Consider the following 23,431-nt stretch of genomic DNA (forward strand, 5'->3'; position numbering starts at 1 on the left):
CATCCCAGAAACTAAAAAGACATCGCTGTTCCCTACAGCGGAAAACACGCTGAAAGAACCGGGTGTTCCGGGTACAGAAAGGGAAACGGGAAACAATTATATAACAGGCCGCCGATGCGGTGGGTCAATGAGCCCTCTCCTTCTTTTGAAACAGCTCCTTTTCGTTTATGGCAGGCAGTTACCCGATCACTACTTCAACAGGCGTTGCACTGGCTCTTCCCCGCCATATTTCACCTGCGCCGGGTGCGTAAATGTGTTGTTCGGTGATCTCATACACTGCACTAACGCTGTATGAACCAGGCGTTACAATTGTGTATTCATTTCCGGCATCATACAATTCACCGGCTACCCAGCGTGCCTTGCCGTCAAATGTTCCGGCTACCGGCGCGGTGTATTGTAAATACCCGCCCGGAAGTATTGCAACAGGTTCCGGTACGTATAACATGCGCCCTGTCAGGATATTGCTGGTCCGGGTAATGGGTTTTCCCGATCTGTCCGTAATCCGGACGGAAAATGTATTCTTATGCGGGTCATTGGCAGGCAGTGTTAAAAATGGAAGCACCAGCAACGTTGCCGCGCCGTTGTTGCGGAGGGTCGCTTCCAGCCAGATATCTTCTCCCGGCTGGTATGTTCGTTGGGCGATATGGATGGTCAGCGTCAATTCATTTGCCATATGCGGATGATATGAAGTGATAATGATCGTTAGGCAATAACTAAGGACGTTTCCGTGAACTTGGTCGCATCCCGCTGATCGGTGGCGCGCACGGTAATTCTGCCCACCTGTGCGGCGGATGTGATCGTGGCGGAATTGTCGGCATTCCTGGCGATAACGCAGCCTCTTGCATTACCGATGATGGCCCAGTTCACCGTTCTGGCGGAAGGCCCCATGTTTACCGTTGCTCTCGTAGTGGCGCCGCCCCTGGCCAGCGTAGCCGGTGCAAAGACAATGGAATTGGCCGTTACTTCCCGCAGCTGCAGGAAGGCTTCTGCAAAACAGCCGGGTGTGGCGGTTAATGCTGCGCGCACACGTACCTGCCCTGCTATGCCCCCTGGCCTGATTAGGCCGGGATTCCCCTGTGTGGCGATGGTAACGCCGAGGGCCGGGCCGGGGGTTGACCAGGTAATGGCCGATCCCGGAGGTTGCACGGTTGCCGTGGCTGCCGTGGTGGTAAGCGCGCTGGCATCTGCCGCGATGGGCGCGGGGGCGAACCTTACATTGGAAACGCCCGTGCCCGGAGGGCATACGGATGCCGCCGGCGCCGGAGCGGCTGCAAGCGGAGCGCCGGTGTATGGTTCAGGCAAAGTGGCCAAACCATTGTCTACCGTCTGGAACCGTAATGCGCCGCCTGCGCGGGAAAGGGTCGCGGTAATAGGCACGTTCACGAATGGCACCCAATGGTCTCCCGGAGCCGCAGCCGGTGGTGCCGCCGGAGCTGGTGAACATTGGTCGCTACGCCAATACAATGTCTGCGGTGTATTCATCACCTGGGGCAATCCGGGGTTAGGAGGCGAAGGCAGGAAGTTATTGGCATTTATTATCCCCCGGGGCGTACCGATAATATCCTGCAAAGCGCCGGCAGGCGCATTGAGGTTGCCCGGCAATACGGGCAGCCCTGCGCAGCCGAACGGGCCATTGCCGCAGGCAACTCTTTCAGTGATCATAACGTTTGCAATATTGCCGCCGGAACTCCGGAAACTGTGCCGGTAGATGGCGCCATACGGCCCGCCCTGGGCCGGGGGTATGGGAAAAGTGCCGATAGTGGTGGCGGCAATACCTGTGGGGAAGGCCTGTATGTTCAGCGTTTGTTGGTTAAACGCAGCAGGCAGCGCATTATCCGTAGCACGGATGGTGATCTGGCCTGTTTGCCTGGCGGAAGGTGTAACCACACCGGTAGCGGCGTTGATCACTGCGCCCCGTGCATTCCCGCGTATGCTCCAGGTAACGGGCCGCAAGGCGGGAGCGGTTATTACCGCTGCCGTAGCGGTATTGTTGCAAACGGAAGCATCCATGGTCCTTGGCGGGGCAAAGGCGGGCATGGGCGGTAAGAAAGTAAAAGTAGGCTGCCTGATCTCCACCAGGTTGATAACGGTATCCGCAAAATCTGCGGCGTTAGCGGCATCGGCGGCTCTCACGGTTACCGCGCCACCGGTACTGCCTGCCGGGGCTGTAACGGTATTATTGCGGGCCGTGCCCGCCCCCAGCACGGCACCGCGGTTCGCACCCTGGAAGCTCCAGGTGATAGCCGTGCCGCGCGCTGCCGTTGCGGTGAGCCTCACCCGGCTGCCCTGGTTGGCGGGCATCTCCGCGGGAGCGTTCACTGCCGTTACATTCGGAGCCAGCTGTACCATATTTTTCTGAACGGAATGTTTTTTCCGCTGCACTTTATTGCCGGTTTGCTGTATCACATGCGTAAGCTCATGTGCAATGAGCTTCTGGCCGGGTAGGCTGCCCGGACTATAACTGCCGGTATTAAAATAAATATCATTGCGGTGCGTAAATGCTTTTGCTCCCAGCTCCCGGTTCATTTGCGCTGCCTGGCCGTCTGTATGTACCTTTACGCCGCTGAAGTCCGCATTAAATCCCGATTCCATGGACTGCCGGAGGCTGTCGGGCAGGGCCTGGCCGCTTCCGCCCGAAGTTGCCAGCCGGCTTTCAAGGGACGGAGATGCAGTGGCCGTATCGTGACCGGAGGTGTCGGGATGGCGTTGCAATTTCTCTTTTTCCTCACATGCGGCGCATTTGCGCTGTATGCTCCCGAATGGCACCGGCGTAGGATCGTCGTCGTACGTCAGCCTTCTGTCTGCCTCTGCATTTTCGTCGTTCTCTTCTTTCCGCTGCAACGATTCTTCGTGTTCGCAGGCGGCGCATTTTAATTGCACGGGCGGAGGGGATGGTTTTTCCTGCAGCATTGTTTCTCCATGGTCATATGTCGCGCATTTTAGCTGAAAAGGGGGAGCCGCTTCTTTTTCCTGCACTATTTCTTCATCCGCCGCCTGTTCCGCCGCCGGCGTTACCGGCGGGCCGGGATGGATCATGCGCCGCACGACTTTATCAGCCATTGCATCCGCTTCCTGTTCGTAAGGGTCACCGGCGGCGCCTATTTCCAGCGCTGGCTGAATGGTATGCGGGCTGAAAAAGGGCGGGGGCGCTTGCTGACTGGAAACATCAGGTCCCGCCTGGCTGCTCCTGCCAAAAAAAGATCTTGCATGAATAACGGTTGAGGAACTTCTTTGGGGTTCAGTTCTCATACACTGGGATTTTTAAAGTACATAAAGCCGGCATAAGGGTTGCCGGTATTGGGGTCAATGTCCGGGCAGGGCCCGAAGGGTTAGTGCGGTATATGTAAATTAAGGAAAAAAGATCATTTTTCAAAGGATAACGGACCTCGTTAAACCCCTCTCCTGTCAGTTAATACCAACCTTTGTAAATCTTTAAAAGACCTTAAGCCATCCATTATAAATTCCGCTTGTTGCTTTCAATGGCGATGAACTCCGGCAAATAACCAGGCGTACACCCTTTTGATACCTTTTCACCTTTATAAAGCCCTGTTTTTTCACCTATGCTGATACACCGGCCTCGAAACTGTTTTTCGTAAACACCGATCCAGCCCGCGGTGAAATTCATTGCCCATTGAACTACCGGTTCCTCCCCGGCAATGTTAGCTTCTATCTTCGTTAATAATTCCGCGGTATTGGCAGGCGGCGTTTGCCCTGTCCATCTTAAGCGGGCCTGGTAATACCAGAATACCCGCCTTTGCAGCGCCGAAAGGCTGTTTTCCCACGATTCGATCAGCGCAATCGTTTTCTTGTTTTTCATGAGTTGGTTGGCCATGAACCAGTCCGCTAGCTGATTTCGCTCATCAAACGGATGGGTATGCATATCCTTGTCGAGCTTATTGATCAGATCTTTTGCAACACGCTTATTATCCATAATTAAGATCGCCAATAGCCTTGGTAAGAGCTTACCGGTCGACCATAATTCCATAGCCAGGTCGTGATCCGTTTTTATAAGCTTGGCAATTGTCCGTAAGTCTCCGAGTTTAGTGTTGGTATCGATTTGACCTAAAATGTTTTCTGTTTTGGAAGAGAGTTTCATGGTGATCTTTTGGTTTGTTCCGGGAAGACTGGTAATGACGCTCAACTATTGCAGCTTGTTCCGGCAACATCACAGCGCTCCCTTTTTAAGCTGCTCCACCGCATAATTGGCTGCCCTCGCGGTGAATGCCATATAGAGGATGGACGGGCTTTGGTTCCCGGTACTGGTCATACATGCCCCGTCGGTAACAAATACATTTTTACAATGATGCAGCTGGTTCCATCCGTTCAGTAACGAAGTGCGGGGATCTTTCCCCATTCGCACCCCTCCCATTTCATGTATATCCAGCCCAGGCGGCTGGCGGTTTTCATTCACTACAATATTCTTCGCGCCGGCTGCCGTCAACATCGCTTTTCCCTGCGCGATAAAATCCTTTACCATCTTGTCGTCATTGTCGTCATAATCTACGGCAGTGATCAGTAAAGGTATCCCCCATTCGTCTTTTCTATCTTTGCTCAGCCTTACATGATTGCCGGCTTTGGGTATGGTTTCGCCCTGCATGTACATGTATGCGCCCCATTTACCCGGTTCGCTGATCGCTTCCTTAAACGAAGCCCCTATCGCGGGATGAATATTTTTGTCACTTAATCTTTCCCGGTAACCGCCGCTGAAGATCACATAACCGCCTACAAAATCCGTATCTTTTTCATGCACGTTCCTGAAGTTGGGAATAATGCATTCCGCCGGTTTCGAAACCTGGTAATACTTGTCTTCAAAGCCATCGAATTCCCCGCTCATTCCTGCGCGGTAATTATGAAAACAAATGTATTTCCCCAGCAACCCGTTGTCGTTCCCCAATCCGTTGGGAAAGCGGCCGGAAACGGAATTTAACAGAACGAGGTTTGTATTTAAGGCGGAGGCGTTGAGAAAGATGATCTTTGCATGAAAAACGGTCTCTTCTTTCGTGCGCGCGTCGATCACTTTTACGCCCGTCGCTTTCCCGGTTTGCTCGTCATATAGAACAGAATGCACCACGGAAAAAGGCCTTACCGTTAAGTTCCCGGTCTTCTCCGCCCATGGAAGCGTAGATGAATTGGAGCTGAAATATCCCCCGTACGGGCAACCCCGCATACAAAGGTTCCGGCTCAGGCATACCCGGTGCTGTTCCCGCTGGATCTCGTTGGGCCGGGTCACCTGCGCCCATCTGCCGGATACGTAATGGCGGTTGAATTTGTCGGCCAGCACTTCCTTTAAATGCTGTTCCACGCAGTTCAGCTCAAAAGCCGGCAGGAATTCTCCGTCCGGCATGGTGGTTATTCCTTCGCTGCTGCCGCAAACGCCAATGAATTTCTCCACATGGCTATACCAGGGAGCAATGTCGTTGTAACCGATCGGCCATTCGATGCCGTATCCATAGCGGTGCGGCGCGGTAAAATCCATCTCGCTCCAGCGCGCGCAGGCACGCCCCCAGGTCAGCGATTTTCCGCCTACCTGGTACCCCCTGATCCATGCGAAAGGTTTTTCCTGGATGTAAGGATGATCCGCATCCTTTATAAAAAAATGCGCGGTGGATTCGTCGTATCCCGCCGCTTTGCTGATAATGGGGTTAGCGTCCAATACTTTTTTCGGTATCGCGCCGCGGTGTTTAAATTCCCAAACGGGCGTATTAGCGGTCGGATAATCCTTGATGTGCTCGACATTCCTGCCCCGTTCCAGCACCAGTGTTTTGAGCCCTTTTTCACATAGCTCCTTGGCAGCCCAGCCGCCGCTGATGCCGCTGCCGACAACGATGGCGTCGAAAGAAGTTATTTCCTCGCGCTTAACGGTTGTGCCTGCCTGCATAAAATATATCACGTTTTGGTAGTGTCTCAGTTTGAAATTAAATAAAAAGTCCCACGTAAAGGTCTTTCAGTTAATGATCAAAGCTAATAACCCGCGCGATCTTCCACTCACCATTGTCATTTTTCCAAACATGAACAAAACGGAAAGTACCATCTAAAGTTTCCTTTCCACCCTTCGGCGTATAATAAAAACGATGAGCGCCGAGTTGAATAGCGCCAAAGTCCTTGATTGGGTGCACTTCCATTGAACCCGGCACCAGTTCGCGTCTCACGGTATACTCCTGTGTGCAACGATGCCGGATTGAGGCGTTATTTTCCTCATACCTTGTAAGGCCCCCATGGTCATGATAAAATTCAAGGTCTGTTGTAAACATTGCTTTCGATTTAAGCGTGTCGCAATCATTAAACGCCTTGAAAAATATGCTGTCCATACGGATGATAGTTTCCTTTAGACTTCTGACCTCTTGCGCCCCACAAGCCAACGTCGCGATGCTTATCAAAATGGTAAGAAAGGTTAAGAATTTCATAATTTAGAGTTATGTTGAATAAGATGTGAATTTACATAAGAAGTTGCAAGCAAATGAAATTTTCCCGCCTTTGCTTATCCAGTATCAAAACTCAAACTGAACTGGCTCTCAACGGCAATTGCAGCTGCCGCAGGTCATCAGCGATCTCTGTTAACAGTGTTTCTTTTTCAGCGGTAAGTTTCAAACTGTTCATATGCATGAAAGTAAGACAATTGGCATGATCGCCCCCCTGGATTGTCGCCAACCCCCATCGATAGTTCCCTCAGCCGGCGATAGTTTTGTATATTGGAATTTACCATTCAGAACAAAATCAAAAAGCAATCAAAAATGAGAAAACTGGTCTTATTTGCCCACATGTCACTCGATGGTTTCGCCGGCGATACCAACGGCGGTCTTGGATTTTTGACTTACGACAGCGAGCTGCAGCAATTCGCGGACGAGCTGGTCAAAACCGTAGGCGCCCCGGTGTATGGCAAAAACACGTATCACCTGATGGAAGGTTATTGGCCCACCGTATTGAACGACCCGAAGGCAAGCGGGCCTTCGCTGGCACATGCGAAATGGGTGCAGGAAATCCCCAAAATAGTTTTCTCGACCACGTTGGCCAGCGCGGACTGGAATAATACCACCCTGATCAAAAACAACGTCGTGGAAGAAGTGAACAAACTGAAACAGCAGCCCGGCAAAGACCTGGTAATATTCGGCAGCCCCGGCCTCGCTAAAAACTTGATGAATCTCGGGCTGATAGACGAATACAAACTCACCCTGCATCCCGTAATATTAGGGCAAGGCATCAGCCTGTTCGACAGCAATACACAGATGAGCAATCTGAAATTGCGGGAATCTAAAACGCTGGGCTCGGGCGTCGTTACCCTGCACTACACGAACCGGTAATATCAAAGATGCGCCCCGAATTGCCGGCGGTATTGCAGCGGGCTCGCCTGCATTTTCGACCGGAACATTTTATAGAAATGGGAAATATCGCCGAAGCCGCTGTCGAAACAGATGTCAGTAATCGTCTTATCCGACTGCACCAGCTGCTGGGTCGCATAATTCACCCGGTAGTCGGTCACCGTTTCCATAAAAGTTTTGCGGGTGATGCGCTTGAAGTATTTGCAAAAGGCGTTCGGCGTCATGCCGGCAATGGCTGCGGCTTCGTTCAGTGAAACCTCCTTCCTGAAATGCTCCACGAGATAGGCGAATACCAGGTTGATCCTCGCCTGGTTGGCGGGAGAAAGTGCTGATGTCAGGCGTTGCCGGTCGAGCAAAACATATTCTTTTGAAACAGCCAGCTGCTGCAGTATCTCCAGCAAACGGACAAGGTTTTTAAAATTGTCCTTTCCCACCGTCAGCGCCTGTATGGCTTCATATACCAGCGCGGGCGTTCTTTTTACGAACTGTATCGCGCTGCCGCTTCGCTGGAACAGTTTGCGGATCTGGTCCAGCTCGGCCCGGGAGAAAAAACCTTCCCCCAGGAAATCCGCCGTGAACTGGATCACTACGGAACGCGCGTTTTTCACGCCCGGGTGCAGCTTCCAGCAGTGCGGCACTTCAGGGCCGAGCAGTACCAGGTCCCCCTCCGAAAAATCCGCCATGTTGTTGCCGGCGTACCGTTTGCCGCTCCCCTTTACGATCCAGGTAAGCTCAAATTCCGGGTGAAAATGGTATGGCGCGGCAAAACCCGTTTTCCCGAACGTTCTTACCAGGAAAGAATGATTGCCTGCCGGCTGCAATACTTCATAAGCGGCTTTGATCATTGCCTTTTTTATTGTAAAATAAACAATACGGGGAAGAATGGATAAAATACCCCAATAAATGACCAATTTAACCGTTCTTTTCCTGCCGGCAGATGCTTTACTTCGTTCTATCAAAACTTGCCAGTATGAATACGCTCACCTCCACCCTGCCGGATGTAAACGACTTCCGGGAAATTTCGCCAGAACAGGCGGCTTCTTTCCGCGAAAACGGGCATATCCTTACGCCCAATGTGCTGAACGCCGCCGAAGTGGCCGCTTACCGCAACGTGATCGCCGATGCCGCCAACCGGTACAATACGGAGAAACGGAAAATGGAAGAAAGAGATACTTACGGAAAAGCGTTCCTGCAGATCATGAATTTATGGCGGGTAGACGAACGGGTGAAAAAATTCGTGATGGCCAAACGTTTTGCAAAAATAGCGGCGGACCTGATGGGCGTGCCCAATGTGCGCATCTACCACGACCAGGCGCTGTTCAAAGAGCCCGGCGGCGGCCCTACCCCATGGCACCAGGACCAGTACTACTGGCCGATCGATACGCCCAATACCGTTACCATGTGGATGCCGCTGGTAGATATCGATGTGAACATGGGCATGCTCACCTTTGCATCCGGATCGCACCGCAACGGGGCTGTTTTTGATTATGAAATTTCCGATGAATCCAACGATGCGTTCGATGAATATGTGGCCGAACATCAGTTCCCCGTTACCCGCGCCGCTACCATGAATGCGGGCGACGCTACCTGGCATTACGGTTATACCATTCACAACGCGCCCGGCAACCATTCGCCGGATATGCGTGAAGTAATGACGGTGATTTATATCGCGGGCGATGCGAAGATCGCCGCGCCAAAACACAAATGGCAGCAAAATGATCATGCCACCTGGCTGATGGGCCTGCCCGTGGGCGGCCCGGCCGCTTCGGAGCTGAACCCGCTGGTGCTGTGAAAATCTACAAAATAAAAAAGCCGCCTGAATCATAAGATCAGGGCGGCTTTTGTTTTTACGGGATATCAGCGTTTGTTTAAAACCTGCTCCACGGCTACGGGGTCCTGCAGGTTTGCGGCGGAAGATTTCAGCAGGCCGGCCTCTATGCCCGACGCTACCACATACCGGAAATTATAAAAAGGCATCAGCGTGGTTTCCAGGCCGTCCGGCACCTGTTTGCCGGTGGTGTTGGCCGTCCAGTAATAATGGATGGTCAGCGTGCCCTGGCGGTATTCGTACGCGAAATTATGCACCACGTCAGACGGTGACGCCGCCTGGAACGATAACGGCAGCGGCATCCAGTTGTGCACGCCTTTCGGGATCATATATACCAGCACCAGTCCGTTATCGATCACGTCTTTGGTAATTTCGGGAGCTTCCACGGTGATGTATTTGCTGAAATGCAGTTTCACCTGGTTGTTGCCGTAATCGAGCGCATAATGACCGGGGTATTTCCAGGTGGAGGCCATGGTCATGAATTTTTTTGCCGTGATGTTGGCGTTCCCGTCGTTGCCGTCTTTCCCGGCGGGGCCGGCGGGGCCTTCTTTTTTGCATGCGCCCAGGGCGATCACGATAACCGACGCAAATAATACCAGCGTATTTTTCATGTTGTAAAGGTTGATGGGGTGATGTTATGGACGCAAGCTAGGAAGGTTAAACGGCCGTAAAGGAACGGATTAACGGATGAGGGGTTTCAGTTTACGGAAAACGGAAATCAATACACGATGCTGAATACCGCGCTATACCGCAGCTGCCCGCTGCTTCTGTACGCTTCCGGGATTCTGATAACGATCTTATCTTTTTCCTGCGAAAACCGCAATAACGCCGCGCTGCCCAGCAACGTCACGTTTTTTACCTTCCCTTTTATAGCTTCAACCGAAACAGTGATTTCCGCGGGCAATGCCACTTCATCATTTTCTGAAAGCCAGCAGGCATATACGCGGTTTGTTTTTACGGCCCGGGTAAAGAAAATATTCCCTTCCGAATAAGGCGCGCAGGGCTCCGATCCGTATATCGCTTCGCCGTTGATTTTCATCCAGCTGCCGATATCGGCCAGCCGCCCGTAAGCGTCCGGGCGCCAGTCGCCGTCGGGGCCCGGCGCAATGTTCAGCAAAAAGTTCCCGCCCCTCGATACTACTTTTATCAATGTTTGCACCAGCTGACGGCTGGTCTTGAATTTGTCCCCGGCATTGTAGCTCCAGCTGTTGCCGATGGTCATGCAGGTTTCCCAGGGATAAGGAAGCGGCCGGGCCGGCACTTCCTGTTCGGGCGTAAGGTAGTTCTCATATTCGCCGGCCACCGTTCTGTCTACCATAATCAGGCCCGGCTGCAGCTGCCGGGCCATGGCGGCGATGCCGGGCATATCGATGTCCTGGTTGTAGTATTGAGAGCCGTCGCGGCCCGTTTTTCCCGTTACCTGCACCGGCCGCACCTGTCCGCCGTCCAGCCAGAGGATGTCGATCCTGCCATAACCGGTCATCAGCTCGCCGATCTGGTTGCGGGTGAACTTTTTGAACCTTTCCCAACGCTCCGGGTATTTTGCTGGATCGTAGTTAGGGTTGCGGTCTTTGGGCGGAAAATATTTCCACCAGTAATCGTCGCTGTGCCAGTCTGGTTTGGAGAAATAAGCGCCTATCATAAACTGCTCCTTCCTGAATGCCTCGAAAATCTCCCGGGTTACGTTGCTCCTGGGATTGGAAGAGAACGGCACATTCGTGCTTGTGATCTTATAATCGGTTTCGCGGGTATCGAACATGCAGAACCCGTCATGATGTTTCGTGGTGAACACCATATACCGCATGCCCGCGTCTTTTGCCGCCGCCACCCATTTTTCCGGGTTGAAGTTCACCGGATTGAACGTGGCGGGCAACTGCTCGTAGGCTTTTTTGTAGGCAAAATAATCCGTTCCCTGCGCTCCTCCCCGGCCAATAAAAGGCTCGTCTTCCGGGCACAACGTCCAGCTTTCAATTACGCCCCACTGGCAATACGCGCCCCAGTGCATGAACAGGCCGAATCTTCTTTCCTGCCATTCGGCGAGTTTTTCGCGAACGGCCGGGTCCGCCGGGGGCTGGTAGGTGGCAGACATCCCGTGCGCCTGGGCCAATAACATTTGCGCCTTTAGCAGCATCAGCATGCCGCAAAGGAAGGGTATGTTTTTCATCATAAGTTTTGAGTATTTGAAAAGGTGCAGATGAATATCCCCGCGTATAATCGCGGGGATATTTCAACAAACGAACGCTGTTACCGGCCGGGAGGCAAAGGCCAGCCCTGGTTTTGCGTCAGCTTGAGATTTTTGGTAAGTTCCGAGCCCGGGATGGGGAACCAATACATCCTTTTGTCGAACTTGAGCGGGCGCGGGTCCCGCTCGGGATAATCATAGGTATAGGTATTGCCGGTTTTCGTGATGTACACGCTATGGTATTTTACATTGTTCAGCTTTTCATACGCTATTCCCCAGCGCTTCAGGTCCCAGTAGCGCTTTTGCTCCACGAGGCAGAATTCCACGTAACGTTCGTTCCTGATCAGGTCGCGCATCTGGTCTTTCGAAAGGCTGCCCATTGTTAATTCCGGAGTGATCCCTGCCCTGGTCCTTACTTTGTTGACGGCATCGTAAACGGACTGGTCAGGCGCCGCCATGTATTCGTTGGCCGCTTCGGCGTAATTAAGCAGCACTTCCGCATACCTGATTTCAAGCCACGGCTGGTCTGAGCCCGCGCGGTAAGAATAATTGATGTTCTGCGTATCGAGTGCTTTTAACGTATAATATCCCGTAAGGGTATTGCCGGCATCCATATTTCCGTAATCGCGGCCGCCCTCGAAGGTTTCAAGGGTGATCTGCGTGAGCGCGCCTCCTTTGTTCCCCCAGGCTTTGGCGCCGTTATAACCGATAGCGGCATAAAAACGGTCGTCGCGGCCCGCATAGGGATCGCCTGCAACGTAGCCGGAGCCGGGCTCCCCGATCAGCCTCCCGTTTTTCATGGGGAAAGCATCTACCAGCTCCTGCAGCGGGAAACGCTGCCCGCCGTCGCCGGCGCCGAGGTAAGGCGGTTTCACCAGTGCGTCCAGGCCGTGGGATTTGAATCCCTTTTTATACTGCACCTCGAATATGGGTTCTTTGTTATTGGCCGATTTGTCCAGCCAGAGCGCTTTCAGATCGGGATTGAGATCGTACTTCTCCAGCATCATTACCGCCTGGCTGGCGTCTGCCGCGGCTTTCCAGCGTTCGGCCGCTCCGGCGCCCTGCGTATTGGAATTGATCGTTTCCGGATCTTTAAACAGGGCATTATCGTCTGTCGTAAAATATTGCGGGCTTGCCCAATACAATGCCACCCGTCCTTTCAAGGCCATGGCGGCGCCTTTGCCAACCCTTCCCCTGGGCGCGTCCGGCGATAGCTCGGTGGCCGCCTGGTCCAGCTCGGCGATGATGAACCTGAAACATTCGTTCAGGCTGTTCCGCGGTACGCTCAAATCGTCCGTAATATGCTGCACTTTGGTAATTAACGGCACGCCGCCATAACGCTGCACCATTTCGAAATAAAGAAAAGCTCTCATGAACCGCGCCTCGCCTTTGTAACGGGTTTTAGTGGCCTCGTCCATCTGCGCGGCATCGATGTTGGCGAGGAAATCGTTGATCCTTACCACTTCCTCGTATTTCCAGTAAGCGGTGTAACCGCCTACGTCCCCGTCTACCCACTGGTCGTAAATGTGGTTGTTCGGCTCGTTGCCGGTCCAGTTGCTGCGGGAATCGTCTGCAATGTTGTCGTAAAAATTATAGTTCCAGCCCGGCCGGTCGCCATAGATCGTATTCAGGTACAGGCCGATCAGTTTGGGATCTTTCCACAGGTCTATCGATGTAATGGCGTCCGGGTTGTTCTGGTCCAGCAGGTCTTTGTTGCAGGCGCTGAAAAGCAGCGATGCAAAGGCCAGGAGCAATATGTTCAGTGATATATGTTTCATAAATACAGTCTTTAGAATGAAAAGTTAAGGCCCAACGAAAGGTTTCGCTGCTGCGGGTAAGATCTGCCCGTACCATCGCCCAGTTCGGGATCGAACTCCTTGAACGGGCTCCAGGTGAGCAGGTTGGCGCCCGCCGCATACACCCTGAGTTTCATGCCGCGTTTTCTCATCCATGGAAGCGTGCCGAAAGAGTAGCCGAGGTTGACGGATTTCAGTCTCAGGTAAGCGCCGTCCCTCATCCAGAAGGTGGAGCCGCGCGAGTTGTTGTTGCTGTAATCTATCGTCGGCCTCGGATATTTCGCGCCCGGGTTCTCCGGCGTCCAGTAATCATTAAGATAAGCAAAACTATTGTTTACTTCCGCCCTGAAAAATACCATCGCTTCTTCGCCCAGCATGATGGTGCGTTTGCCCGCTCCCTGGAAGAAAATATTGGCGTCGAAATTTTTCCAGCGCAGCTCGGAAGAAAACCCGAACACCATCAGCGGCGCGCCGGAATTATTGCTGATCTGCGTCTGGTCCGCTTCGGTCACTTCCCCGTCGCCGCTGATGTCTGCATACCGGATATCGCCCACGCTGGGTTTGGAGCCGAACTGGTTCACCCAGTCGTCTACCTCCTTCTGGTTCTGGAACAGGCCCATGTCCACATACCCCACCATGGCGTTCAGCGGGCGGCCCAGGCTGTTCTGGTAATCTGCTATGCCTTCCGGCACGTCCAGCCGGGTGAGTTTGTTGGTGGCGTACGAAAAGTTGACCCGGAAATTATACCCGAAAGAATTGACGTTCCCGCGGTACGAAAGCGTTACCTCCACGCCTTTGCTTTTCATTTCCGCGTAGTTTTCATCCGGCAGCCTGCGGCCGAATGTGGCGGGGGTGGACAGAATGCGCGGCCGCAGCATGTCCCTGGTGGTGCGGAAAAAATAATCCGCTTCTATGCCCACGTGGTTGTTGAAAAGCGTTGCGTCCAAACCGATGTTTTTCGAAACCAGTTTTTCCCAGGTAAGGTTATAATTCGGGAAAACGCCGGAAACGAGGTTGATCTGCGATTCGTTCTCTATTACCGGCGGAAAAAAATCCGGCCAGATGTTGGGATATTTTCCCTGCATGTAGGTATAGGAATCCATGAACTGGAAAGAGGAGATCTTGTCGTTCCCGGTTTCGCCTACCGAAGCGCGCAGTTTCAGGTTGTCGATAAAATCGAAAGCCTTCGTTTCCTTAAAAAAAGATTCTTCCGAAATTCTCCAGCCTGCCGATACCGCGGGAAACAGCCCCCATCTTTGGGATTCGGCAAACCGGTAAGAGCCGTCTCTCCTGGCGGACGCTTCCAGCAGGTACCTGTTATCGTAACTATAGTTCAGTATCCCTACAAAAGACCGCCGCGCATCGCCGATGGTGGACGTGCCGGAAAGCGACTGCTCCAAAGGCCCGCTGGCGTTCAATTCGTCTTTGATGGACGATACGAAGTCGCGCTTCAGCCCGCCCATCATAAAACCTTTGTTTTCCAGCTGCTCGTACAACGCCACCGCGGAAACATTGTGCCGCCCGAATTGCCGCGCATAGTTCAGCGAGGCGTTTACGGTAAGCTGGTTGGCTTCGCTTACATTCTGGTCGAGCTGCGTTTTGTTCAGGTTGTTGACGTTGATGAGGCTGGCTTCCCCATTGTCTTTATACACCATGTAAGGCGTGTTGAACACTTTATGGAAGGTGGAATTCCGGATGATGGAAACCGTGCCTTTCAGGCTGAGGCCTGTTGTGATCACGTCCAGCTTCTGTTCGGCATTGAGCGTGGCGCCGAATGTTTCGATGCGGTTCCTGTCGTACCCTGTTTCGCTGGTTTCGGCTACGGGATTGGGCTGGCCGTTGAGATAGTTGAACTGCCCGGATGTATTGTACGGCCGGTAGATGGGCGCGGCCTGTATGGCATGCATAAAGATCGGGTACGCGTCGAGGCCTGCGGCGTTGGTGTTGGCCCTGCTCGCGTCGATGTTCAGCCCTACTTTCAGCGTGTTGCTGATCCGCGCGTCTACGTTGCTCCTGAGATTGTACCGCTGGTAATTGTACTGGTCCCACATGCCCTGCTGGTCCGTATAACCAAGCGACGCGAAGTAGCTCACCGCTTCCGTGCCGCCGTTTACGGACAGGTTGTGCTGGCTCAGCGTGCTGTTGCCTTTGAAGGTTTCCCTAAACCAGTCCGTGCTGTTCGTTTTAAAACTTTCCAGCTGTTCCGCCGTAAAAAATTTGCTGGCCTGCGACGGATTGCTGGGGTCGAACCCGGCGTTCAGCTGCGCCTGGTTGCGGGCGGTTCCGTATTCGTAGGCGGTCATCATATCCGGGTATTTCGTGGGCCTTTCAATGCCGGTGGAAGCGCTGTAGGAGATAGACGGCTTGCCGATCTGCCCGCGTTTGGTCGTTACCAGTATCACGCCTCCCACGGCCCTGGCGCCGTATACGGCCGTGGCCGATGCATCTTTCAGGATGGAAATGCTGGCAACGTCGTTCGCGTCTATATTACCAAAATCTTCTCTCACCACGCCATCTACGAGGATCAACGGCCCCGGTTCGTTCACCGAGCTTCGGCCCCGGATCTGTATCCAGGCGCCGGTGCCCGGCCGGCCGGATTGCGTGGTGGCCAGCACGCCGGTAACACGCCCTGCCAATGCGTTCGTGAGGTTGGAGGTGGCGGTCTGTTTCAGCTCGTCTCCCGAAACGGTGGAAATAGCACTGGTAAGGTTCGCCCTCGTCTGCGAGGTATATCCTTTGATCACCACTTCGTCCAGCCCGCGCACCTCTTCGGCCATGGTAACGTCTATGCGCTCCCGGCTGTTCACGGGTATGCGCTGGGTTTTATAACCCACGATGGAAAATACCAGCACGCCGTTGGCGGGTACGGTAATGGCATAGTTCCCGTTTTCGTCCGTGATAGTATGTTTATTGGAACCTTCGATCAATACGGTAACGCCCGGCACTTTCCCCGATTTTTCGGAAACCGTGCCTTTCACGGTAATATCCGCCACCGGCGCGGCGTTTGCCGGAAGCGTTCCCCTTGCGGCCGCCAGTGCCTGGCCGCAGCCGGCAATAACGAGAAGGGAAAATATAAATGCGGCTAATCTGTTTTTCATAATCGTTTTTTGATGAATGCGAAAAATGTTTTTACGGGTTGATCCAGAGCTCGGCATCATCCGCCTGGAAATTCGGGCTCCAGTTATCCCCGGTATCCTGCGGCCTGTCCATCATAAAACCGATCCTGGCCGTTCCGCCCGTTACGGTAAAATCGATGCTCAGCTGCGTGTAGCCGTTATTGCTGCCTACGGCCTTCCTTACTTCCGCCCCGCCGCCATTGGCCACCAGGTACATGCCCTCCATATCGCTGGAACTGATCCAGACCTTATACGTGTATTTGCCGTCTTCCAGCCCGGTGATCTGCTGGGTAACGGAGCCTACGTAAGCCAGCTCGTATTTGTGCCCGTTCCCCGGGTCTACGGAAGGCGTCCAGAAAAGCAGGCAGCGCGTGCCGGATCTCGGGCTTTCCGCGATAAAAAAGCCGCCCCATCCCGGGCTGCCGGGATAACTTATCTTCACCGGTTCCCAGCCTGTAACCACGTAACTGTCCTTGGGGTCCATTTCAAAACCGGGGTTGGCGATCGTGATCTTTTCCGGCACCGTCAGCTTCGGCACCCTGATGCTGATCGTTCTCGTATTCTCGTTGCCCGTAGTGCTTTTGGCGGTCAGCACCACGTTATACCTGCCGTTCGCCGCATACAGGTGTTCCGGCGATTCTTCCGTGGAAACAGGGCTTCCGTCGCCAAAATCCCAGGTGAAGGAGATGCCGTTCACGGATTGATTGGTGAACTTTATTTTCAGCGGGTTGCCCGGGTCTTCCGCATAAGAAAAATTGATCTGCGGGATAATGTCCACCGGTTTGGTGGTTACCGTCTGTTCTTTGGTGGATTCGGCGCCGGTAACGCTGGTTACTTTCAGGGTGATCGTATAATCTCCGGGCGTGGCGTAGGTATGCGTGGGCTCCGCTTCGTCCGAAACGGGGCTGCCGTCACCAAAATCCCAGGCGATGTTTTTTGCGTTCTTCGATTTGTTGGCCAGCTTCACCGTAAGGTTGTTGGGAGCCTGGATAGCGGCCGTAAAATCCGCAACGGCAACTACCCGCGAATACGGGGAAACATCTATTCCCCTGGTGCACGATTCCAATATTCCCGCGGTAAACAAAAGCAGGGATATTGCAGTAAAGATCTTTTTCATACAGTCTTTATTTAAGTAAGTGGAGAGCGGTCTCCGTTTATTTTTTTTCGTAAAACAGGCGCCATTCAGACAGCTGGGTGGCCTGGTCGCCGTTGTTGGAAGTGATCTGAAGCCGGTAATAGGTGTAGGGAGTGGTATTCTCGAAGGAATATACTTTTGTCTCCATCCTTTCTTCGAAGCTTTCTTTGGCCTGGCTGTCCAGCTTAACCCACTTTTTGCCGTCGACGGACCCGAGCAGTTTCCAGTTCCTGGGATCTCTTGCGGGTACGTCGTTTGCAGACGACAGGGCATATTGATTCACAATGACCGGTTCGGGCGACTGGTACTGTATCCACAGGTTGCTGGAGAAGCCGTAACAATACTTGGTGTTTTTGTTGTTGTCGAACAGCTTGTCCGCGTCTTCTTCAATTTTTTCCGGAACGAACTGTGCTTTTTTTGTGCCGCCGTTGCCGGTGATGTCCGTTACCTGTGCGAACAACGGGCCGGAGGAAAGCGAGCAGGCGATGATCCCCGCTGCGTAGAACAATTTCTTTTTCATAACTGAAGTGAATTGATGTTTGGTTGTTTAACATGTCTGCTTAAAAAGTATGCGCAATAGATCGCCAGGGGCGGATGATGGTCCGCACCGGCAAGGTTTGCCCGATAAAAAAGTATATGCAATACATTCCCGGGTGCGGACCGTACGTTGGTCTGCACCGGTTAAAATGCTCCTGTTCTTTTTGTCGTTGTTTCCCGCGATTGCCGCACAGGCAGGCGGTTCCCCCCCTGTTACACGCGGTTTAAAATGAAAGCCCCGCGCCTACCGTGAAATTCCTCATTTGCGGATAATAATATCCCACCCCGTTCTCCGCCTCCGGATCAAACTCCCTGAAAGGGCTCCAGGTGAGCAGGTTTGCCCCGGCGGCATATACGCGCAGTTTCCCGTTATTTTTTTTCAGCCACGGCCAGTTGAACGTATACCCTATATTGACTGTTTTTAAACGGAGGTACGACGCGTCCCTCAGCCAGAAGGTCGAATACCTGTTATTGTTGAAGCTCGCGTCTATAGCGGCGCGCGGGTATTTTGCGTCCTCATTCCCGGGCGACCATGCGTCCATCAGGTACGCGAATGAATTATACCTGCCGCCGCGGAAAAGCGTGATCGCTTCCATGCTCAGCATCAGCGACCGCCTGGCAGCGCCCTGGAATAAAAAGTCCATGTCGAGATTTTTCCAGCGCAGGCCGCCTGAAATGCCGTACGTAAGCTGCGGCAATATATCGTACGGGCCGATCACGTCCTGGTCCTGGTCAGTGATCTGGCCGTCGCCGTTCACGTCCACATACCTGATATCTCCCGGCGACTGCCGCTGGCCGAATTGCATTCCGCCATACCATTGCTCCACTTCCGCTTCCGACCGGAAAATTCCCGCGGCCCTGTACCCTACCTGGAAACCGATCGGCCTGCCCTGCCGTTTTTCCCAGGAAGGGCCGTTCTCCGGATCGTCTATCCTCGTAATTTCATTTGCGGCGAAGGTGCCCTGTATGCCCACGTTGTATTGCAGCGCCCGGGTATGCCCGTTATAATGCAGCACCAGCTCCCATCCGTTGCTTTTCATTTCGGCATAATTCTCTTTGGGCAGCCGTCTGCCGAATGTCGCCGGAACGGAACGGGCCCTGTCCCACAGCATATCCGTCGTGGTGCGGAAAAAATAATCGAAATTCAATTCCAGCCTGCCCTTCAGCACTGTGGCGTCTACCCCGATGTTAGCCGTGCGCAGTTTTTCCCAGGTGATGTTCCGGTTGGCGTATACGCCGTTGTACAATACGATGGCAGGCTCGTTATCCAGCACCGGCGCATAGAACGGCGGAAAACTCCCGGGCACCTGCCCCTGCGAAAAAAAATATTCATTGAGGTACTGGTACGCGCCTACGTTATCGTTTCCCGTGATGCCGGCGGAGGCTCTCAGTTTCAGGTCGCTGAAAAAAACGGCGTCGCGTAAAAACGGCTCTTCCGACAAACGCCATCCCGCCGAAACGGAAGGGAAAAGCCCCCATCTTTTGCCCGGAGGGAAACGGAAAGAACCGTCGTAACGTACGGTGGCGTTTACCAGGTACCGGTTATTGTAAGTGAAATTCACGATGCCGACCAGCGAACGCCTTGCATCGTCGATAGCCGATCTTCCGTCGATGGTTTGCTGGCCGGGGCCGCTGGCGTAAAAATAATCCTGCGAATTGGTGGGAAACTCGCGCCGGCTGGCGTTAAAATAATCGCTGTTCTGCCCGATCTCCTCATATAAGGCAAGCGCGCTGAGCTCGTTTTTCCCTGCCGTTTTCGCGTAATTCAGTGAGATGTTGTAAGTGTTATTGGTAAACTGCCGCGATTCCTGGAACAAAGACGTGTTTACCTGGTCGCCGATGCCGATAGACCGTACGCCGGTGATGTTTCCCTGGCCGTCTTCGCTGTACAACAGGTAAGGCGTTCTCCACCATTTCTGGAAATATTGCCTTCTCACAATGGCTGCGGTGCCTTTTACGGACAAACCTTTTGTAATGAAAGGCAGTTGTTGTTCAAAGAATATTGTGCCCTGGAACACTTCGTCGCGCTGCGTATTCTCCCCGCTTTCCCTGATGTCCGCAAGCGGATGCGGGATCATGGCGTCGTAAAACCTTCCGCTGGCCGTATATGCGGGAATAACGGGCGGCGATTGTACGGTATGCTCGAAAATATTGTAAGCGTCCAGGCCGGCGGCGCGGGTAGTGCTGCGCCTTGCTTCGAGGTTGAGCCCCGCGGTGAGCGTTGCATTGATGCGCGCGTCTACGTTAGACCGCAGGTTGATCCGCCTGAAATTGTAAGCATCCCATAATCCCTTCTGGTAGGCGGTTCCCAGCATCCCGAAATAGCGGATATTTTCGGAGCCGCCTCTGATGGAAATATTCTGCTGCGATAAAGCGCCTCTTTTTGAAAAAACGGTCTTCCACCAGTCGGTGCCCGCTTTGCCTGATCTAAAATCCTCCAGCTGCCGCGCGGAATAGAACCTGCCGGCCTGGGCCGGGTTTCGGGGATCGTAGCCGGCGTTGAGGTTGGCCTGGTTCCACAAAGTGGCGTATTCGTATGCATTCATCAGGCGCGGATATTGTGTCGGGCTTTCCGTGCCGGTGGAACCGTTCCAGGTAACCACGGGCTTGCCGGCCGTTCCCCGTTTCGTGGTGATGAGGATCACGCCGCCCGCCGCCCTGGCGCCGTATACCGACGCGGCCGCCGCATCTTTCAGTACGGAGACCGTTTCCACTTCATACGGGTTGATATTGCCATATTCGTCGTTCCGCACGATGCCGTCTATCACCACCAGCGGCCCCGGTTCGTTGAGCGATACTTTTCCCCTGATCCGGAAATACGCGCCGATGCCCGGCCGGCCGCTGGTGGTGGTGGCGAGTATTCCGGGCACTCTTCCCGCAAGGGCATTGGAGATATTCAGGGTCGGCGCTTTTTGTATTTCAGTGCCGGGCACGGTAGTGATGGCGCTGATGATATTCCGTTTTTTCTGCGTATTGTAGCCCACCACCACTACCTGCTCGAGCGATCTCGTATCATTTTCGAGCGTGATGAAAACGGGGGCTGTGCGTTTTTCCTTTAACGCCGCTTCCTGCGCAACATAACCGACCATGCGCGCCTGCAACACGGCGGGCAACGTTACCTGTTCCAGCGCGAATGCTCCCGCAGTGTCGGTTGTAGTGCCGCGGCCGCTGTTCTTGATGATGATCGTCGCACCCGGCAATGGCGTTCCCTCTTCGCTGAAAACCCTGCCCCGTATCGTGCAGCTGCTGTCTGTCTCATTTTTTCTCCGGAGAATGGCGATGCTGTTCCGGTTCACTTTGTAAACGAGCGGGGTATTGTTCAGCAGCAGGTCGAGCGTTTCCTCCACGGAACGCGTGCCTGCAGGCAGGTTCCAGTGCCGGTACGGGCTTAGCAGCAGCTCGACGTAAGCAAACCTGAAACCGGTCTGCTGTTCTATCTTCTGAAAACCTGCTTCCAGCGGCTCATTTTTTAAGCTGATCGTAACCATTGTGCTTTTTATATTTTGACCATTCACGGGCATCGCCGGCAATAAATTGACGAAAATAAAGAGTAAAGCAGGTGACAAAAGACCGAGGCGCATATAGGTACACGTTTTCAGGAGACATTCCGGACGGGCACGGCATCGCCGCACCATTCCGTAATGAAAAATTTCATAACTTGGATATGTTTTCAAGTACTCGAAACACTTAAAACGCCGGGCTATGCTGATCCCAAGTCAGCGTAGCCTTTTTTCGGTATATGCTTTATTCTTTTTTTATTCTTTCCCCGTACATCCGTCACCATCCAGCCAGATGGTATCGTTTTCTTTTTGCCATTTGATGTCCGTCACCGCCGTGATCACGTCCAGCACCTGCTCCAGCTTGTTATCGCTCAGGAATGTGCCTGTGAACCTGCAATGGCGCAGCGCTTCGTTGCGGAAGCGGATGCTCGCGTCATAATGATCGTTCAGAACGGCAACGGCCTCTCCCAGCGTCATGTTCTTGAAAAAAAGGTTCTGCCGTTTCCATGCCGTTACCTGCCGCACGTCCACTACACGCTGCAAGGCCGTTCCAGATGCTTTGTCCGCTACGATCTGATCGTTGCGGACCAGTATGCCCAACGTTTTTTCTTCTCCCGACACTTTCACTTTTCCGCTGGCAACGGTCACGATCACGTCCTGTTCCCCGGGATAATTGCGGATATTGAACCGGGTGCCCAACACCGTAGTGGTAAATTTCCCGGTATGCACTGTAAAGGGCTGCCCGGGCCGTTCCTGCACGTCAAAATAGGCTTCGCCGGTCAGGTATACGTCCCGGCTGTTACCGGAGAATACGGGGGGATAATCCAGCTTGCTGTTACTGTTCAATATGGCGGTGGTGCCGTCAGGCAAACTGATCACCTGGCGTACCGGCGAAGGCGCATGGTCCGCGGCCAGCGATGGTGCGGCCTGTTCCTCTTTCCCGCTCCGTTGCCACCAGGCCAGCGCAAGGCAGGCAAATAATACCGCCGCTATTTTTAAGGTCTTTACCAGCGGCTGATAGCGTTTTTTATTATGAAGCCTGTTGTAGTCCGGCTGCTGCGCCTCCGCCCTTTCCCGGATGCTTGCATAGATCTTTTCCTGATCCGCCTTTCCGGACGGTTGATGTTCCGGTGGTATCTTGTCCCATAACGCCATCATCTCTTCGCTCACCAGGTCGTTCTCAGACAGCTGCGACATCAATTGCCAGAATTCGGTCAATTCGCTTTTGCTGCAATTGTTCTGCAAATATTTTTCGAACAGGTATTTTAACCTGATGGGATTGGATGACATAAATATAAGACTGGTAAAAGGTGAAGGTAGTACTATCGGCCGGCCGGATTTTTTTTCCGGCGAGGGACGACGGTCAGGATGAAAAGTAAATACCGAGCGCTATCAGCGGTTCGATATCATTGTTTTTCAGGTAGTGGCGGATGGATTTCAGGGCTTCGGCCATGCTGTTGCGGACGGTATGGCGGGATAAGTTCAGCTGCCTGGCGATCTGGTCATGCGTTAATCCTTTCTCCCTGCTGAGCGTGAAAATAAGACGGCGCTGGGGCGATAACTGCAGAATGGCCTGCTGGAGTATGGTTTTCGATTCACCGTCCAGCAGCCGGTGATCGGCGCCGCAGGTTTCTTCCGTTTCCATTTCACGGGCAACGATCCGCTTCAGCTGCTCGTCCCGGCTGGCTATCTTGAAAAAATCCATGGCTTTGTTGTAGGCTACTTTTCGCAGGAAGCTGTCCAGGTGCTGGATGTTCAGCAGCAATTCCCTGCCTGTCCACAACTTCAGGAAAATGTCTATCACGATCTCTTCGGTAATTTCCGGGGATTTGATGATCCGGATCAGGTAGTTGTACAACTTCGCCCAGTACAGGTCATAAAATTGCCTGAACGCACGTTCGTTTCCCTCGGCGATCTGCAGCAGGAGCTCTTTTTCGATATCGGCGGTATGGGATGGCAAGTCTGTAATTTTGATTGATATGGATCAAAAGTAGCAATTTCCTTACATTCCCGCCACTACC

Annotated in this window: 17 protein-coding genes; 2 read left to right on the forward strand and 15 right to left on the reverse strand. The window is 53.3% G+C overall.

The window, feature by feature from the left end:
- Positions 1–178: 178 nt before the first annotated feature.
- From J7I43_RS19595 to J7I43_RS19615, 5 genes are all read right to left on the reverse strand, one after another.
- Entirely contained in the window at positions 179–673 is a 495-nt protein-coding gene (locus J7I43_RS19595; RefSeq protein WP_209147554.1) for a hypothetical protein, read from the reverse strand.
- Positions 674–702: 29 nt separating this feature from the next.
- Positions 703–3,249, reverse strand: coding sequence for an eCIS core domain-containing protein (locus tag J7I43_RS19600; protein ID WP_209147555.1), 2,547 nt, complete (start codon positions 3,247–3,249; stop codon positions 703–705).
- 205 nt (positions 3,250–3,454) lie between these two features.
- Positions 3,455–4,096: a DNA alkylation repair protein gene (locus J7I43_RS19605; protein ID WP_209147556.1), complete on the reverse strand. Its 642-nt coding sequence runs from the start codon at positions 4,094–4,096 to the stop codon at positions 3,455–3,457.
- 69 nt (positions 4,097–4,165) lie between these two features.
- The gene (locus tag J7I43_RS19610) at positions 4,166–5,878 is read right to left on the reverse strand and encodes a GMC oxidoreductase (RefSeq protein ID WP_209147557.1); all 1,713 of its coding nucleotides are present in this window, start codon (positions 5,876–5,878) and stop codon (positions 4,166–4,168) included.
- A 70-nt stretch (positions 5,879–5,948) separates the two neighbouring features.
- Positions 5,949–6,404, reverse strand: a complete 456-nt coding sequence (locus tag J7I43_RS19615) for a nuclear transport factor 2 family protein (protein ID WP_209147558.1) — start codon at positions 6,402–6,404, stop codon at positions 5,949–5,951.
- A gap of 327 nt (positions 6,405–6,731) precedes the next feature.
- Between J7I43_RS19615 and J7I43_RS19620 the strand changes: the two genes are divergently transcribed.
- A complete protein-coding gene (locus tag J7I43_RS19620; protein WP_209147559.1) occupies positions 6,732–7,298 on the forward strand; it encodes a dihydrofolate reductase family protein in 567 nt (188 codons plus the stop codon).
- A 2-nt stretch (positions 7,299–7,300) separates the two neighbouring features.
- Here the strand turns inward: J7I43_RS19620 and J7I43_RS19625 are convergent, their stop codons facing one another.
- A complete protein-coding gene (locus J7I43_RS19625; protein WP_209147560.1) occupies positions 7,301–8,161 on the reverse strand; it encodes an AraC family transcriptional regulator in 861 nt (286 codons plus the stop codon).
- Positions 8,162–8,286: 125 nt separating this feature from the next.
- Here J7I43_RS19625 and J7I43_RS19630 point away from each other — a divergent pair, with 125 nt between their 5' ends.
- Positions 8,287–9,108, forward strand: coding sequence for a phytanoyl-CoA dioxygenase family protein (locus J7I43_RS19630; RefSeq protein ID WP_209147561.1), 822 nt, complete (start codon positions 8,287–8,289; stop codon positions 9,106–9,108).
- A 65-nt stretch (positions 9,109–9,173) separates the two neighbouring features.
- Here J7I43_RS19630 and J7I43_RS19635 read toward each other — a convergent pair whose 3' ends face one another.
- The 9 genes from J7I43_RS19635 to J7I43_RS19675 form a co-directional block, all read right to left on the reverse strand.
- Positions 9,174–9,755, reverse strand: a complete 582-nt coding sequence (locus J7I43_RS19635) for a hypothetical protein (RefSeq protein ID WP_209147562.1) — start codon at positions 9,753–9,755, stop codon at positions 9,174–9,176.
- 107 nt (positions 9,756–9,862) lie between these two features.
- Positions 9,863–11,311, reverse strand: a complete 1,449-nt coding sequence (locus J7I43_RS19640) for an alpha-L-fucosidase (protein ID WP_209147563.1) — start codon at positions 11,309–11,311, stop codon at positions 9,863–9,865.
- A 77-nt stretch (positions 11,312–11,388) separates the two neighbouring features.
- A complete protein-coding gene (locus J7I43_RS19645; RefSeq protein ID WP_209147564.1) occupies positions 11,389–13,104 on the reverse strand; it encodes a RagB/SusD family nutrient uptake outer membrane protein in 1,716 nt (571 codons plus the stop codon).
- Between the two features lie 11 nt (positions 13,105–13,115).
- The gene (locus J7I43_RS19650; protein ID WP_209147565.1) at positions 13,116–16,220 is read right to left on the reverse strand and encodes a SusC/RagA family TonB-linked outer membrane protein; all 3,105 of its coding nucleotides are present in this window, start codon (positions 16,218–16,220) and stop codon (positions 13,116–13,118) included.
- A gap of 31 nt (positions 16,221–16,251) precedes the next feature.
- The gene (locus J7I43_RS19655) at positions 16,252–17,355 is read right to left on the reverse strand and encodes a PKD domain-containing protein (RefSeq protein WP_209147566.1); all 1,104 of its coding nucleotides are present in this window, start codon (positions 17,353–17,355) and stop codon (positions 16,252–16,254) included.
- A 37-nt stretch (positions 17,356–17,392) separates the two neighbouring features.
- Positions 17,393–17,893, reverse strand: a complete 501-nt coding sequence (locus J7I43_RS19660; RefSeq protein WP_209147567.1) for a discoidin domain-containing protein — start codon at positions 17,891–17,893, stop codon at positions 17,393–17,395.
- A gap of 241 nt (positions 17,894–18,134) precedes the next feature.
- Positions 18,135–21,398, reverse strand: coding sequence for a SusC/RagA family TonB-linked outer membrane protein (locus tag J7I43_RS19665; protein ID WP_209147568.1), 3,264 nt, complete (start codon positions 21,396–21,398; stop codon positions 18,135–18,137).
- 267 nt (positions 21,399–21,665) lie between these two features.
- A complete protein-coding gene (locus tag J7I43_RS19670) occupies positions 21,666–22,700 on the reverse strand; it encodes a FecR family protein (protein ID WP_209147569.1) in 1,035 nt (344 codons plus the stop codon).
- Between the two features lie 73 nt (positions 22,701–22,773).
- Entirely contained in the window at positions 22,774–23,370 is a 597-nt protein-coding gene (locus tag J7I43_RS19675) for an RNA polymerase sigma factor (protein WP_209147570.1), read from the reverse strand.
- Positions 23,371–23,431: the final 61 nt, after the last annotated feature.

Origin of the sequence: Chitinophaga chungangae, from assembly GCF_017742215.1 — a bacterium.
Taxonomy (GTDB): Bacteria; Bacteroidota; Bacteroidia; order Chitinophagales; family Chitinophagaceae; genus Chitinophaga; species Chitinophaga chungangae.

Coding starts and splice junctions, on each gene's coding strand:
- J7I43_RS19595 (WP_209147554.1), bottom strand. CDS start 673: ATGGCAAATGAATTGACGCTGACCATCCATATCGCCCAACGAACATAC.
- J7I43_RS19600 (WP_209147555.1), bottom strand. CDS start 3,249: ATGAGAACTGAACCCCAAAGAAGTTCCTCAACCGTTATTCATGCAAGA.
- J7I43_RS19605 (WP_209147556.1), bottom strand. CDS start 4,096: ATGAAACTCTCTTCCAAAACAGAAAACATTTTAGGTCAAATCGATACC.
- J7I43_RS19610 (WP_209147557.1), bottom strand. CDS start 5,878: ATGCAGGCAGGCACAACCGTTAAGCGCGAGGAAATAACTTCTTTCGAC.
- J7I43_RS19615 (WP_209147558.1), bottom strand. CDS start 6,404: ATGAAATTCTTAACCTTTCTTACCATTTTGATAAGCATCGCGACGTTG.
- J7I43_RS19620 (WP_209147559.1), top strand. CDS start 6,732: ATGAGAAAACTGGTCTTATTTGCCCACATGTCACTCGATGGTTTCGCC.
- J7I43_RS19625 (WP_209147560.1), bottom strand. CDS start 8,161: ATGATCAAAGCCGCTTATGAAGTATTGCAGCCGGCAGGCAATCATTCT.
- J7I43_RS19630 (WP_209147561.1), top strand. CDS start 8,287: ATGAATACGCTCACCTCCACCCTGCCGGATGTAAACGACTTCCGGGAA.
- J7I43_RS19635 (WP_209147562.1), bottom strand. CDS start 9,755: ATGAAAAATACGCTGGTATTATTTGCGTCGGTTATCGTGATCGCCCTG.
- J7I43_RS19640 (WP_209147563.1), bottom strand. CDS start 11,311: ATGATGAAAAACATACCCTTCCTTTGCGGCATGCTGATGCTGCTAAAG.
- J7I43_RS19645 (WP_209147564.1), bottom strand. CDS start 13,104: ATGAAACATATATCACTGAACATATTGCTCCTGGCCTTTGCATCGCTG.
- J7I43_RS19650 (WP_209147565.1), bottom strand. CDS start 16,220: ATGAAAAACAGATTAGCCGCATTTATATTTTCCCTTCTCGTTATTGCC.
- J7I43_RS19655 (WP_209147566.1), bottom strand. CDS start 17,355: ATGAAAAAGATCTTTACTGCAATATCCCTGCTTTTGTTTACCGCGGGA.
- J7I43_RS19660 (WP_209147567.1), bottom strand. CDS start 17,893: ATGAAAAAGAAATTGTTCTACGCAGCGGGGATCATCGCCTGCTCGCTT.
- J7I43_RS19665 (WP_209147568.1), bottom strand. CDS start 21,398: ATGGTTACGATCAGCTTAAAAAATGAGCCGCTGGAAGCAGGTTTTCAG.
- J7I43_RS19670 (WP_209147569.1), bottom strand. CDS start 22,700: ATGTCATCCAATCCCATCAGGTTAAAATACCTGTTCGAAAAATATTTG.